The organism is Bifidobacterium callitrichidarum, assembly GCF_003129905.1.
GTDB classification, from domain to species: Bacteria; Actinomycetota; Actinomycetes; order Actinomycetales; family Bifidobacteriaceae; genus Bifidobacterium; species Bifidobacterium callitrichidarum.
Genome location: NZ_QFFM01000005.1, coordinates 42,101 through 55,758 on the forward strand (window position 1 = coordinate 42,101; position 13,658 = coordinate 55,758).

Annotated in this window: 10 protein-coding genes and 1 pseudogene; 9 read left to right on the forward strand and 2 right to left on the reverse strand. The window is 61.1% G+C overall.

What is annotated here, in order from left to right; translation table 11 throughout:
* Position 1: 1 nt before the first annotated feature.
* Positions 2-1,003 carry a GTPase Era gene (gene era, locus DF196_RS03330; RefSeq protein ID WP_109056475.1) on the forward strand — a complete coding sequence of 334 codons (1,002 nt, stop codon included), beginning with the start codon at positions 2-4 and terminating at the stop codon, positions 1,001-1,003.
* An 86-nt stretch (positions 1,004-1,089) separates the two neighbouring features.
* Here era and DF196_RS03335 read toward each other — a convergent pair whose 3' ends face one another.
* Positions 1,090-3,126: an AMP-dependent synthetase/ligase gene (locus tag DF196_RS03335; RefSeq protein WP_170114965.1), complete on the reverse strand. Its 2,037-nt coding sequence runs from the start codon at positions 3,124-3,126 to the stop codon at positions 1,090-1,092.
* 419 nt (positions 3,127-3,545) lie between these two features.
* On the opposite strand from DF196_RS03335, the gene DF196_RS03340 reads away from it, so the two are divergent.
* The 3 genes from DF196_RS03340 to DF196_RS03350 are packed head-to-tail and all read left to right on the forward strand — an operon-like array spanning position 3,546 to position 6,448.
* Entirely contained in the window at positions 3,546-4,703 is a 1,158-nt protein-coding gene (locus tag DF196_RS03340) for an NAD(P) transhydrogenase subunit alpha (RefSeq protein ID WP_109056477.1), read from the forward strand.
* 15 nt (positions 4,704-4,718) lie between these two features.
* Positions 4,719-5,024, forward strand: a complete 306-nt coding sequence (locus DF196_RS03345; protein WP_033890970.1) for an NAD(P) transhydrogenase subunit alpha part 2 — start codon at positions 4,719-4,721, stop codon at positions 5,022-5,024.
* Positions 5,024-6,448 (forward strand): NAD(P)(+) transhydrogenase (Re/Si-specific) subunit beta, encoded by a 1,425-nt coding sequence (locus DF196_RS03350; RefSeq protein ID WP_109056478.1) that lies wholly within the window; start codon positions 5,024-5,026, stop codon positions 6,446-6,448. The genes DF196_RS03345 and DF196_RS03350 overlap by 1 nt, the downstream gene beginning before the upstream one ends.
* A gap of 250 nt (positions 6,449-6,698) precedes the next feature.
* Here the strand turns inward: DF196_RS03350 and DF196_RS03355 are convergent, their stop codons facing one another.
* Complete coding sequence (locus tag DF196_RS03355) at positions 6,699-7,697, reverse strand: alpha/beta hydrolase (RefSeq protein WP_109056479.1); 999 nt, start codon at positions 7,695-7,697, stop codon at positions 6,699-6,701.
* 245 nt (positions 7,698-7,942) lie between these two features.
* Here DF196_RS03355 and DF196_RS03360 point away from each other — a divergent pair, with 245 nt between their 5' ends.
* The 5 genes and pseudogenes from DF196_RS03360 (at position 7,943) to DF196_RS03375 (ending at position 12,095) form a co-directional block, all read left to right on the forward strand.
* Positions 7,943-8,566 (forward strand): 50S ribosomal protein L25/general stress protein Ctc, encoded by a 624-nt coding sequence (locus DF196_RS03360; protein WP_109056480.1) that lies wholly within the window; start codon positions 7,943-7,945, stop codon positions 8,564-8,566.
* A 323-nt stretch (positions 8,567-8,889) separates the two neighbouring features.
* The gene (locus DF196_RS03365) at positions 8,890-10,017 is read left to right on the forward strand and encodes a branched-chain amino acid aminotransferase (RefSeq protein ID WP_109056481.1); all 1,128 of its coding nucleotides are present in this window, start codon (positions 8,890-8,892) and stop codon (positions 10,015-10,017) included.
* A 119-nt stretch (positions 10,018-10,136) separates the two neighbouring features.
* Positions 10,137-10,241: pseudogene (locus tag DF196_RS14100) on the forward strand (trimeric intracellular cation channel family protein); the annotation flags it as partial.
* Between the two features lie 634 nt (positions 10,242-10,875).
* On the forward strand, positions 10,876-11,556 hold the full coding sequence (locus tag DF196_RS03370) for an FxLYD domain-containing protein (protein WP_109056482.1): 681 nt from the start codon (positions 10,876-10,878) through the stop codon (positions 11,554-11,556).
* A 212-nt stretch (positions 11,557-11,768) separates the two neighbouring features.
* A complete protein-coding gene (locus DF196_RS03375) occupies positions 11,769-12,095 on the forward strand; it encodes a hypothetical protein (RefSeq protein WP_146194690.1) in 327 nt (108 codons plus the stop codon).
* Positions 12,096-13,658: the final 1,563 nt, after the last annotated feature.

Here is a 13,658-nt window from a genome sequence, read left to right on the forward strand (position 1 = left end):
GATGAGCGAACAGGAAGTGACGACGAACCAGACCGAGGCCACGCCCGAAACCAAGACGGACGTGCCGTACCGTTCCGGATTCGTGGCCGTGGTGGGACGACCGAACGTGGGCAAGTCCACGCTGATCAACGCGCTCATCGGCAAGCAGATCGCCATCGCGTCCTCCCGACCGGAGACCACGCGAAAGGCCATTCGTGGCATCCTGACCACCGAACATGCGCAGCTGGTGCTGGTGGACACGCCCGGCATCCACCGCCCGCGCACGCTGCTCGGCCAGCGCCTCAACGATGTGGTGGAGGAGTCCCTGTCCGATGTAGACGTGGTGGCCTTCCTGCTGCCCGCCGACCAGGAGATCGGCCCCGGCGACCGCCGTATCCTGTCCCGTCTGCGCTCCGACTTCGCCACCAAGCGCGAGGACGGCACGTTCGCATGGAAGGTGCCGCTGATTGCCATCGTGACCAAGATCGACGAGCTCGGCCGCCAGCAGCTCATCAACAAGCTCATCGAGATCAACGAATTCGCCGACTTCTCGGACATCGTGCCGGTCAGCGCCCTGAAGCACGACAACCTCGCCGAGGTGCGCAACGTGCTCGTCGAGCACACGCCGGAAGGCCCGCAGATGTATCCGGACGACCAGATCAGCGAGGAGCGTCCGGAGGACACCATCGCCGAACTCATTCGCGGCGCGTTCCTCGAGACGCTGGACGACGAGCTGCCGCACTCCCTGGCCGTGGTGGTCGATTCCATCGACTATCCGGAGGACAACGAGACCGGTGCCGCCTACGACGGCAAGGCGCAGGTCAATGTGTCCATCTATGTGGAGCGTGACTCGCAGAAGCCGATCATCATCGGCAAGGGCGCCTCGAACCTCACCTACGTCAAGAAGAAGCTGCGCACGCCCGTCAACCGCATCGTCGGCCAGAAGGCCCGCCTCGACCTCCACGTCAAGGTCGCCAAGGGCTGGCAGTCCGATCCCAAGCAGCTGGAGAAGTTGGGCTTCTAACCTTTCCAACTGCTGGTTTGGACCCGCATAATAGGAATGGCTCCCTCGATGTGAGGGAGCCATTCTGCGTTACAGGGCTATGAAGTCTACTTCTTGCGGGCCACGTACATCTGGGTGTTGAGGAGGGTGGTGTAGCGCTTGATGACCTTCGGGCGGATCACCTTCATGGAGGCGGTCATGAGGCCGTTCTCCTGGCTGAACTCCTCAGGCAGCAGGATGAACTTACGCACCGATTCGGCGCGGGAGACACCTTCATTGGCCTGATCGACCCACTTCTGCACTTCGGCGCGCACCGCGGCGTTCTGCGTGGCGTCCTCCATGGACATGTTCTCGTCCAGTCCCTTGGCCGCCAGCCACGGGCGCAGCGCCTCCTCGTCCAACGTGATCAGCGCGGAGATGAACGGGCGCTTGTCGCCCAGCACCAGCGCCTGCGAGACGATCTCGCAACGCTGGATGACCTCCTCGATCGGGCCGGGGGAGACGTTCTTGCCGCCTGCGGTGATGATGAGGTCCTTCTTGCGGCCGGTAATGTACAGGAAGCCATCGTTGTCGATGCGGCCCAGATCGCCGGTGGCGTACCAACCATCCTCGGTGAAGGACAGCTCGGTGGCCTCGTCGTTCTTGTGGTAGCGCGGGAACACGGCACGGCCCTTGACCTGGATTTCGCCGTCCTCGGCGATGCGCAGGGAAAAGCCGGGGAAGGCGATGCCCACGGAACCGGCGTGGAACGGGGTGCCCAGCGGGTTGAAGGCGCACGGCGCGGTGGTCTCGGTCAGGCCGTAGCCCTCGTAGACCGGCACGCCGGCGCCGCGGAAGAAGGCCAGCAGCTCGGGGTCGAGCGGGGCGCCGCCCGCCACGATCCATTTGGCGCGGCCGCCCAGCACCTCACGCAGCGAGGCGTAGACCACCGGGTCGAACGCGGCGCGCCTGGCGCGGGCCAGCGCACCGGCCTTGCCGTTGGCGGAAATCTCCTTCATGTAGTTCTGCGCGGCCACCACGGCGGAGGCGAACACCACGCCCTTGGGGCCATGACCGGCCTTCTGGGAGGCGGCGTTGTACACCTTCTCCAGCACACGGGGCACCACGATCATGATGGACGGCTTGGCCACCTGCAGGTCGGCGATGAGCGTCTTGATGCCGGTGGCGATGTAGATGCGGATGTCGGAGGCCACCACGATGTAGTTGATGGCGCGGGCGAAGGAATGCGCCTGCGGCAGGAACAGCAGCACCGAGTTCTTCTTGTTGTGCAGCAGGTCCGGCATGTAGTCCGGCAGGTTCAATGCGGTCTGGCAGTAGTGCTCATGGGTCATCTCAACGCCCTTCGGCGCGGAGGTGGAGCCGGACGTGTACACGATGGAGCACAGGTCGGTCTTCTTGATGGAGTCGATGCGCTCGTCCAGCTCGGCGTCGGACACGCCGGCGCCGTAGGCCTTGATCTCGTCCAGGCCGCCGGTCTCGATGCACACGATGTGCTCCAGGGACGGGCATTCCTCAACGGCGCCGTCCGCTTTGTCTCGCATGGCGGTGTCCTGCACGATGAGCAGACGGGCGTCCGAATTGTTCACGATGTTGCGGATCTGCTCGGCGGAGTCCGTGTCGTAGATGGTGGCGAGCACGCCGCCGCAGGCCATGATGGCCGCGTCCGTCAGATCCCATTCGTAGGAGGTGCGGCACATGAAGGCCACGCCGTCGCCCTTCTTGAGGCCGTAGTGCAGCAGGCCCTTGGCCACGGCGCGCACGTCGGCCAGGAACTCGTTGGCCGTCACGGTGACCCATTCGTCGCCGGACTTGTAGGTGTACAGCGGCTCGTCGCCCATACGCTCGGCGCGATCCGCGTACAGGTCGTAGATGGACATGCCCTCGTCCAGCGGCGGGTTGCCCTCGGTGGAGGTGGTGAGCAGGCCCGTGGCCGGGTCGATGTCGGTGACGGTCAGATGGCCGTCGTCCCAATCGTTGCTGTTGGGCAGGGCGATATCGGATTCGGCCGGAACGTCGGCGTTGGACAGGTAATCCGGCTCATCCGGAGTGTCGTCGTGGACCGGGTGGATGAAGTCGGGCGCGAGCCTCAGCGCCTTACGGGTGAGGTCGATGGTGTGTTGCGTGAAGGAATTGATAACCGACAACTCTTGCTCCTGTAAACCTTTCGATGTCGTCCGGCCGCGGACGTTCCGCGCGATCACGCGCGATCCATCGGACGAAATGCTTCTCAAAGGCAAAAGTGTAATCGCGGATGCCGAACTCGTCACCTTACGCAACCGTAGGAAAACCCTACGCAACCGTAGCGTTTGGGCATTCGCGAGGGCGATGGCCCGGCGATGGTCCGGCGGCGGCCCGGCGACGGTCGGATAACGGGCGGTCGGTGGACTGTCGAGCCTGCCCATGGTCGCCTCCAGGACCGGCGCCGATGGCGTGACTGTCCAGAAACGGCGGGGTTGCGGGCCTTTTCTTCACCTTTTGACTACACTTGACCCCGGATAGTTACATCCACGTTATATCCGACTGGATAACCATGTCCGAAATGAAAGATTAAGAAAGGGCTCTCATGGCGAATAACCAAGAAGCCACCGTGGTGTTCGGCGTCCTGAACGAGACGTCGGAAACGGAATCCCGCGTCGCGCTGACGCCGGATATCGTCACCCGGCTGAAGAGGAGCGGAGTCTCCTGTTTGATTGAGTCGGGTGCCGGCATTGCCGCCGAATACCCCGACGAGGATTACGCGAAGGCCGGAGCGAAGGTGCCCGGCCGCGACGAGGTGTTGGCCGGCGCGGACGCGCTCGGCTTCGTCGACCGTCCGTCCGCCGAGACCGTGGGCAAGCTCAAGCCCGGCCAGTGGGTGATCGGCATGCTCGGCTCCTTCACGGACGCCGAGTACGTGGCCGCGCTCGAGAAGGCCGGCCTGGTGGGCGTGGCCATCGAGAAGCTGCCCCGCAAGCTCTCCAGCGCCCAGTCCATGGACGAGATGACCTCGCAGAACTCCGTGATGGGCTACAAGGCCGCCATTGCCGCCGCCGACGCCTACGGTTCGTTCCTGCCGATGATGACCACCGCGGCCGGAACCATCCGCCCGGCCAAGGCGCTCGTGCTCGGCGCCGGCATCGCCGGCCTGCAGGCCATCGGCACGCTGCGTCGCCTCGGCGCGGTCGTCACCGCATACGACGTGCGCCCCGCCTCCAAGGGCGAGGTGGAATCCCTCGGCGCCAAGTTCCTCGATCTGGGACTCGACTTCTCCGCCGGCCAGGGCGAGGGCGGCTACGCCCGTGCCCTCACCGCCGAGGAACAGGCCGCCCAGCAGGCCGCCGTCGATGAGAAGGCCGCCGGCTTCGACATCATCATCACCACCGCCAAGGTGCCCGGACGCAAGCCTCCGGTGCTGCTCACCGCCGCCGGCGTCAAGGGCCTCAAGCGTGGCGCGGTGATCGTGGACTGCGCCGCCTCCGACCTCGGCGGCAACGTGGAGGGTTCCGCCATCGGCGAGCAGGTGACCGACGGCGGCGTCAAGATCATTGGCGCCCCCTACCTGGCCTCCGGCGTGGCCACCACCGCGTCCAACCTGCTCTCGCGCAACGTGGCCGACATCCTCGTGCACTTCATCCGAGACGGCAAGCTCGGCCAGGACCTGTCCGAGGAGCTCGACGACGCCCTCGTGGTCGCCGGTCGCGCCGAAAAGCCCGCCGAGACGACGGCCGAGAAGTCCGAGTAAGGAGGAAGGAACATCATGCCTACTCTCGTCGTATCCATCACCCTCTTCGTCCTCGCGCTGCTCATCGGCATCGAGGTCATCGGCAAGGTGCCCGCCACCCTGCACACCCCGCTCATGTCCGGCGCCAACTCCATCCACGGCATCGTGATCGTCGGCGTGGTGATCGTGGCCGCCGAGGCCAACAGCCCGCTGGCCTACGTGTTCATCTTCCTGGCCGCCGTGCTCGGCACCATGAACGTGGTCGGCGGCTACGTGGTCACCGACCGCATGCTGGAGATGTTCAAGTCCAACAAGAACGAGAAGAAGGGGGAGTCGAAGTAATGGCCTCCGCAACCGTGGGAACCATCGACATCGTCGCGTGGTTCGTCTACCTGTTCTCGGCCGTCATGTTCGTGGTCGGCCTGCACTTCATGAATTCCCCGAAGACCGCGCGCAAGGGCAACCAGATCTCCGCGTTCGGCATGATCGTGGCCGTGCTCATGGCGTTCATCGTGCTCTTCGCCAAGGGATTCGTGAACGTCGTGGCCGTGGCCGTGCTGGTCGTCGGCATCCTGATCGGCGCGGTGGCCGGCGTGGTCTCCGCCAAGAAGGTCAAGATGACGGACATGCCGCAGCTGGTCTCCGTGTTCAACACCGTGGGTGGTGGCGCGGCCGCGCTCGTGGCCCTGAACGACATCCTCACCAAGGACGGCACTCCGGACATCGTGGTGCTCATCACCGCGGGCCTGGGCATCCTGATCGGTTCCGTGACCTTCACCGGCTCGCTCATCGCCGCCGGCAAGCTGCAGGGCATCAAGTGGGTCAAGAAGCTGGCCCTGCCGGGCAAGGGCGTGTGGAACATCCTGTTCGCCGTCCTGTCCATCGCCTCGCTGTTCATGCTGTGCGTCCAGCCCGAGCAGCGACTGCTGTGGTCCGTCCTGACCACCGTGTTCGCCCTGTGCTACGGTCTGGTCTTCGTGATTCCGATCGGCGGTGCCGACATGCCCGTCGTGATCTCCGTGCTCAACGCCTGCACCGGTACGGCCGTGGCCATGTCCGGTCTGGCCATCGACAACGTGGCCCTGATCGTGGCCGGCGCGCTCGTCGGCTCGGCCGGCGTGACCCTGTCCATCCTCATGGCCCAGGCCATGAACCGCCCGCTGATCTCCGTCCTCGCCGGCGGCTTCGGTGGCGGCTCCGGTGCCGCCGCGGCCGGTGACGGCCCGGAGGGCACCATGAAGGAGACCACCCCGGACGATCTGGCCGTCCAGCTCGTCTACGCCGAGAAGGTCATCTTCGTGCCCGGCTTCGGCCTGGCCCAGGCCCAGGCCCAGCGCGAGCTCGCCGATCTGGGCGAGCTGCTCAAGGCCCACGGTGTCGAGGTCTCCTACGCCATCCACCCGGTCGCCGGCCGTATGCCCGGCCACATGAACGTGCTGCTGGCCGAGGCCAACGTGCCCTACGAGGAGCTTGTGGACCTCGATGAGATCAACCCGCAGTTCCCGCAGGCCAACGTGGCCCTGGTCGTCGGTGCGAACGATGTGACCAACCCGGCCGCCCGCCGCCCCGGCACCCCGGTCTCCGGCATGCCGATCCTCGACGTGGACAAGGCCCAGAACGTGGTCGTCATGAAGCGCGGCCGCGGCATGGGTTACGCCGGCATCCAGAACGAGCTCTACTTCGAGGACAACACGCAGATGCTGTTCGGCGACGCGAAGAAGAGCTTGCAAGCCGTCATCAACGCCGTCAAGGAATTGCTGGCCTGATGGAGCGTCCTCCGCACCGCAGCAGACTCGACGTACCCTGCGTACGCCTTCGCCTGCTGCGGCACCGAGGCCGCACGCATCATGCCAGCAATTACATTGCTTGCGTAATGGAGCGTCGATAGATGTTTTGGCTCCCCTCTCTGAGGGGAGCTGGCAGCGAAGCTGACTGAGGGGAGTTTACGGATTGCCGTAGCTCCCTTCAGTCGTCTCACGACGACAGCTCCCCTCAGAGAGGGGAGCCTTTTTGTATCTACAGACCGAATACGCGCATGACGAAGGTGGTGACGCGCTTCCAGTAGCGCACGGGATCGGTGCTGGCGCTCAGGGCGTGCGCGGCGCCCGGAATCAGCAGTCGCTCGCGGTCGATGCTGGCGCAGGCCGCGACGTTGCGGTCTAGGAACGCCGGGTCCACGAACGTATCGTCCCCGCCGTGGATGAACATCATCGGAATCGTGGCGCGGCGCAGTGAATCCACGCTGGACGCCTCGCGGAATCCATAGCCGGCGACCCGTTTCGAAATCTTGCTCATGGCGGCCACAACCGGCACGGCCATCCAACGGCGGGGCAGGTGATACATACCCTTGGCGTTGTACAGGAACTGGTCCCAGACCGAGGAATACCCGCAGTCCTCGATGGCGGCCATGACGTTGCGCGGCAGATCGGGTTCGCCGACCGTCATCATCACGGTCGCGGCACCCATTGAGATGCCGTCCAGCAGGATGCGGGCTTCGGAATCGCTTTCCGCGATTAGGCGGATCCAGCACATCAGATCGCGACGCTCCAGCCAGCCCATGCCGACGAATCGGCCCTCGCTCAGTTCGTGGGCGCGCTGGGCCGGCACCAGCACGGTGAAGCCCAGTCGCGCGAATCGATGCGCGTATTTGCCCATCTCGGCGGGTGTGCCGGTGTACCCATGCATGCAGACGGCATACAGGTGCGGCGTGGGGGAGACCGTGTCCGGGTCGAACAGCCAGCCGTGAAGCTTCAATCCATCCTCGCTGGCCACCGCGACCGGCTGTTTGGCCTCCTCAAACCAATGCGCCGCCTCACGTTCCTCGACGGCGTCGGCATGCGGCGTCTGCAGGTAATCGGCCGTAGCCCCGCCCGCCATCAGTTTCTCCATCCATCCCGAGCAACGCTTATCAAGCGACAGATGGAACATGAAGTCCGCCAATGCGAAGGTCCCGGCGCCGAATGCCGCGGCCGTGGCTCCCGCTGCGATGATGAGATTCCTGGTGATGCGCTTCATTGCGGCCTCGATTCCCGTTGCACATGTACCTCCCATTGTAGCCGCGCTGTTTGTCCGACCATGATGTATATACTTAGCGATTGTTGCTTTGGCGAGGGAAGAAACAGTCCTGCGCACCGCGAAGGTCCGCTTCTTCCGTAATCGACTCGGCGTGAGACTTCACCTCCTTGGGTGCGTTCTGCGGCGCGTCGTGGCGTCAAACAGACAGAACGACAAGTAACACCGATTAACAAGGAGTGCCAATCATGGCTACCACTATCAAGCTTGAGGGCGAGGCCCGTTCCGAGTTCGGCAAGGGCGTGGCCCGTCGTCTGCGCGTTGCCAAGAAGATCCCGGCGACCATCTACGCCGGTGGCGAGCAGCCGGCCTTCGTGACCCTGCCGATGCGCGAGACCACCCTGGCCCTGCGCCACACCAACGCCCTGTTCTCCATCGCCTTCGGCGGCGAGACCAAGATGGCCGTCGTCAAGGACGTGCAGAAGAACCCGGTGAAGCGCATCATCGAGCACATCGACTTCCTCGAGGTCAAGGCCGGCGAGAAGATCGACGTCGAGGTGCCGGTGTTCGTCGAGGGTACCCCGAAGGGTGCCGCCGTGGCCTTCGTGGACATCCAGGAGCTCAAGGTCCGCGCCGACGTCGCCAACCTGCCGGAGAAGATCGTCGTGAACGTCGACGGCCTGACCGACGGCACCAAGGTCTTCGCCAAGGACGTCGTCCTGCCTGAGGGCGTCGAGCTCGACGTCGAGGATCCGGAGGAGTCCGTCGTCACCGTCGAGGTGCCGGAGGATGCCGCTGAGTCCACCGAGGCCGCCGCTCCGGCCGCTGACGCCGCTGCCGCTCCGGCTGCCGACGCCGCTGCCGCCAAGTGAGCTGGTTCCCGATTCAGGAACATCGCCTGATGGGATTCCCACGCACCGCGTGAGAGCCTGAGAAGCCCGTGACCGTACTAACGGCGCGGGCTTCGTTCGTTCTGACGCATGGCGGGAGCCGACCGTGCGTCGTCGAGCGTCACGGTCGTCGCCGTATCGTCCGTCGCTGCCCGTCACCGTCCGTATCGGCTTTCACCATGTGAACGCTCCCGTGCCCCGTGCGTCGCGGTGTGCCAAAGTATCCATCAGAACTTGCGCCACAAGCGCGAAGTACAACCCCATCGGCGGTTCCCATCCGCCAAGTCAAGAAGAAGTAGCAAGCAATGACTGAAAACACGCACCACGATCCGGCAGCGCTTGACAAGCTCACCGAACCGTTCACCGTACTGCCGAACGACAACCCCGCATCCGATGAGAAGCGTCAGTCCCTCATCGACAAGCCAGCCTTCGGCCAGGTGTTCTCCGACAACATGGCCCACATGACTTGGACCAAGGGCGAGGGCTGGGGCGACCGCCGCATCGAGCCGTACGCGCCGCTCAAGATGGACCCGGGTGCATCCGTGCTGCATTACGCGCAGGAATGCTTCGAGGGCCTCAAGGCCTACCGTCACTCCGACGGCTCCACCTGGCTGTTCCGCCCGGATGCGAACGCCGAGCGTTTCCAGAACTCCGCCAAGCGTCTGTACCTGCCTGAGCTGCCGATCGACGACTTCCTGGGTTCCGTAGCCGCGCTGGTCAAGCGTGACGCCGCGTGGGTTCCGTCTCGCCGCGAGTACACGCTGTACATGCGTCCGTTCATGTTCGCCTCCGAGCCGTTCCTCGGCGTGCGTGCCCCGCAGGAGGTCGACTACTGCGTGATCGCCTCCCCGTCCGGCCCGTACTTCCCGGGCGGCGTTAAGCCGGTGAGTATCTGGGTTGAGGACAAGTGGTTCCGCACTGGCCCTGGTGGCACTGGTTTCGCCAAGTGCGGCGGCAACTACGCCGCCTCCCTGCTCGGCGAGTACACCGGCATTGCCAACGGCTGCCAGCAGGTGTGCTTCGTGGACGCCGCTACCAAGACCTACCTTGAGGAGCTCGGTGGCATGAACATGATGGTCGTCCACAAGGATGGCCACGTCGAGACCCCGTCCCTGACCGGCAACATCCTGCCGGGCGTGACCCGTCGCTCCCTCATCCAGCTTCTGCAGGACAAGGGCCACGATGTGGTCGAGACCATGATCGCACTTGAGCAGCTGCTCGAGGACATCAAGTCCGGCGAGGTCACCGAGGTGTTCGCCTGTGGCACCGCCGCCATCATCACCCCGATCGGCCGCTTCAAGTCCGAGAAGTTCGACGTGACCGTCGCCGACGGCGGTTCCGGTGAGCTGACCGTCGCCCTGCGCAACGAACTGCTTGGCATCCAGCTCGGCGAGATCGAGGATCCGCACAATTGGATGTGGAAGGTATGTTAATTAGACAGACTATCTAATTATTTGTTTAGTTGATGATGCCCCATGGCTTCAAGCCATGGGGCATCATTTGTGTATGCTCATGTGAGGGATACGTCGGAAACGGGGAAGGAAATTGGCTCATGCAACAGGTGGCGTTGGAGAGCAATGCGGTGTTCGTGGACATCGAGTACCTCGCCATCCTATGCTGGGGAATGTCCGGAGGTCTTTCGGCGATGAGTATCGGGAATTGAGCAAGTGTGTTGTTAATGCTTCCAAAGCGACTTGCCATTTAACACAGCTGCTGTGAAATAAACTCAATTGAAGTAGCCATGCGGACATGGTTAGAAATCCTGATTTGCTGCGAACTAGCGGCGTAACAAAAGTGATAGCTGACCTTATCCGCAGATTCATCAATGAGAAATGCCTATTGCGGACGCAGGTGGGCCATCATAAAGTCCCGGGCCTATGTGTCTCTCCGCATCAAGGGAGTGTTTCCCTAGATCATCGACTAGATAGAAAACTTGTGAGGCTCCTCAGGCATCCCAACGGTTTCACCCTGGATGATATGGCTTGCGGGATACCTCCTATGGAGCGCGATATATGCACTAGTTCATGCTGTACCTTTTTCGTGGTGGAGCAATGCGTTGGAGGTTCGCCGGTTCTTGGCGGGAGTGGCGGATCCTTTCCTATCCTCGTTGGCTGGTGCGAACGTACTATTGCAGTCGTCATAATTGTCTGACGTCATCGCTTCAATCGTGCAGCTGTTCGAATGCATGGCTATGGTTATGCCACCAACACTACGAATCGCGCAATCGAACGCGCTACGTAGCCGATAGAATAACGGGGTACCCCCTAGAAGAGAGAGCTAAGGAAATGCCGATGAGCAGCCAGCAACCACAGAACATCCCTCCGCGAATGCCGGCAAAACCGACTCCAAAGACAAACCCGATGACTCAAAACGTATCACTGCCACTGTGGGTAGTACTAGTGATCGCAGCTGCAGCGCTCATTGTCGGATTAGTCGGTGGTCTGGGTGGCATGTTCCTGTATGCGACACCAGTGATAAGCAAGGCGAAAACGGATTACGCCAACGAAGTCACCTATTCCCAGAAGCTTGAGAAGCAAGTACAGGATTCTCAGGCAAGCATCGACTCGCTGACGCAGGAAAACGCCAACCTCAGCCAACAATTGGAGGAATTGCAGCCAACGGCCAATGATGGCACGACCGGACTGACCATCATGGAACGGAACGTGGTCAACAGCGGTAGCACCATTCTGATTGAGTACGTGGTTCGCAACGACACGAACAAGACCGCCGATGAAATATCGATGGATTTCCGGTTCCTCGACGCCCAAGGAAACACCGTCAGCAGTGGCGCATGGACGAACAATGCCAGCGTCGAACCCGGCAAGACCGGAATCGTGACCGCATATGGAGGATTCCAGCGCGACGATCATGCAAGCATAGTGGGTGTACAGGCAGAAAAAGCCTACATAACCATCAACGGAGAGAAGTACTCAGTTGATTTGCCCGACAATGAGCCGGTGGTGAACTTCTGAGATATCTAAATGGCGGGCTCTCTTACGGGCTATAAGAGAATCCGTCCCGTTGTGCAGTGTCCACGCCTATCCGTCCCGGTTTATTGAGTGGGGCATTTTTAGAGAGCAGGGAGAAAATCGTGAGCGGCCCGCGAGACAAGGTAAGCTTCATGCGAATAACGAGAAACAAAAGTCGGATCGCCGGTCGGATTATATGCAGCCTAGTAACCGCTATGTTGATGACCGCCGTCTTTTCGGCGTGTAGTTCAGAGTTGAAAACGGAAGAAAAAGACTCTGATTTACCGACGTTGGCAACCATCGCCCGTGAATGCGATATTCATTTCTTTTATAAAGAACAAGGGAAATGGTCGTTGAACGCCGTCATCGGTGACGAGTTCGATTGCGTGGTCGAAAAAGGTCTTCCAGCAGAGGTTGCTGATTCCATCACCGAAGCGCAGGCGTCAGGTGATAAAATCAGCGGCAACGCTGAAATCGACGGCAGATCATACCAGTGGTCGATAAGCGGTATCGAACCGCGTATAACCATCAACGAAATGTGATCCAAACCAGACGGTTCCGTTCCCTTGTTTTAGGGGAGCGGAACCACTCAATATGGAGATAGCCTATCCGTCTAGTCCGCGGAAGGGGTTCCTACCCCAACTGGGTTCTTGTCTTCCACTTGATCCGATTCAGGTCGAGTCTGTTGTCGTGGTCTCCATTCTCGACATCAATTCTTCTATCGGAACATAGTGATAATGTTCGCCCATCTCTATCAGGGAATGGCCGACAATACGTTGAACGATGTCAGGATTCACGTACATGCTGAGCCGGAGCCGATACCTCGCTGTTCCTGCACTCGTGCACTTAACGGTGTTCTAGGTCAGGTATCTCCGCCTTTCTCGTCAGGTTCAGGGCATCTTGCGGTCATCGTTGTCGTTGATAGGTAATCTTTCCTGCGTGCGAAACAACAGGCCATGAGGGTTGGGAAGTATCCTGCGTTGCCTCCAGATGCCGGTGTAGGACCGTGCCTAATTGCGGTATTTGCCTCTATGTGATTTTAGAGGTGCCAACGTGAACTGGCCTATACAAGATCATGTCGTATCCCGCCGGAAAGAGCCGCCGTACTTGCGAATGCATCGATGGTTTGAATTTGCCGTACGGATAATCGCCATGAAGCTAGGCAGGCCCGCACGGGTTATCCTGGTTCAACTCCTCCAGCTTCCAGTTCACCGTATACGTACCCGCTCATATACCGATATCGATCTCGTATAGCTTCAAATCACCCAACGTCACGCAAAGCATCTCTCTGCCTCATGTCGATCCAGAATGCGCTGCCATTCGCGCACTGGGATAATGCTTTGAGCATGGCCTTCATCTGCTCTGGGATTGATGCGTGATGATTCTGCGGTCCGCTACGCTTATCAATGGAAGCGATTGCCGTGGCATATTTCCCGCCATCACTTTTCGGTCGTTTCGAGCAAACCGTCGACTTGGAAGGTCCGAACATTCGTTTAATAAAGGTCTGTAGTCCATGAGGCAGCAGGACTTGATGAATTACTTCATTTGCTGAAGGATTCGAATAAAAGTCCATTCCGCAATATTCCGCAACAAAACTGATTTTTGGTTGCGGGACTACACGACGAAAGCCTCGTACCGGTTCTAAGCCGGGCGGGGCTTTTTCGTGTATTTGATTCCTTTGATGGGACGGATATATACCTTCGACAGTGAAGGCCGGATGAAATCGCTTTCGATTTGTCCAGCTCGTCCAATTGTGGGGTGCGGGGTTCCGTATCGTGCTTGTCCCCGCAGCGCATATTGCGTTGTTTTTGGGTTTGTGTGGCGAAGTATTGTGCCCCCGCGGGTGATTTGGACATTGATTCGGCTTATCGGGGCACGGCTCATTGCCCCGGTAGCTGAGTTATGGGCGTTTTTCAGCTGTGGGGGCACATGGCCTTGCATGAAAAACCGCATGATTCCGCCATTTTCGCTGAACAATACAATTCAGTCCGGAATAAGGGCGTGCCCCCGCAGCCTGTATTCGGGTGATTTACGGCTCCGGGGGGCACACCTGATCAGGCGATAGACGCATCAAAAGATGCTTCGTGTGCGGACCTGAGGATGGT

Coding starts and splice junctions, on each gene's coding strand:
- era (WP_109056475.1), top strand. CDS start 2: ATGAGCGAACAGGAAGTGACGACGAACCAGACCGAGGCCACGCCCGAA.
- DF196_RS03340 (WP_109056477.1), top strand. CDS start 3,546: ATGGCGAATAACCAAGAAGCCACCGTGGTGTTCGGCGTCCTGAACGAG.
- DF196_RS03345 (WP_033890970.1), top strand. CDS start 4,719: ATGCCTACTCTCGTCGTATCCATCACCCTCTTCGTCCTCGCGCTGCTC.
- DF196_RS03350 (WP_109056478.1), top strand. CDS start 5,024: ATGGCCTCCGCAACCGTGGGAACCATCGACATCGTCGCGTGGTTCGTC.
- DF196_RS03355 (WP_109056479.1), bottom strand. CDS start 7,697: ATGAAGCGCATCACCAGGAATCTCATCATCGCAGCGGGAGCCACGGCC.
- DF196_RS03360 (WP_109056480.1), top strand. CDS start 7,943: ATGGCTACCACTATCAAGCTTGAGGGCGAGGCCCGTTCCGAGTTCGGC.
- DF196_RS03365 (WP_109056481.1), top strand. CDS start 8,890: ATGACTGAAAACACGCACCACGATCCGGCAGCGCTTGACAAGCTCACC.
- DF196_RS03370 (WP_109056482.1), top strand. CDS start 10,876: ATGAGCAGCCAGCAACCACAGAACATCCCTCCGCGAATGCCGGCAAAA.
- DF196_RS03375 (WP_146194690.1), top strand. CDS start 11,769: ATGTTGATGACCGCCGTCTTTTCGGCGTGTAGTTCAGAGTTGAAAACG.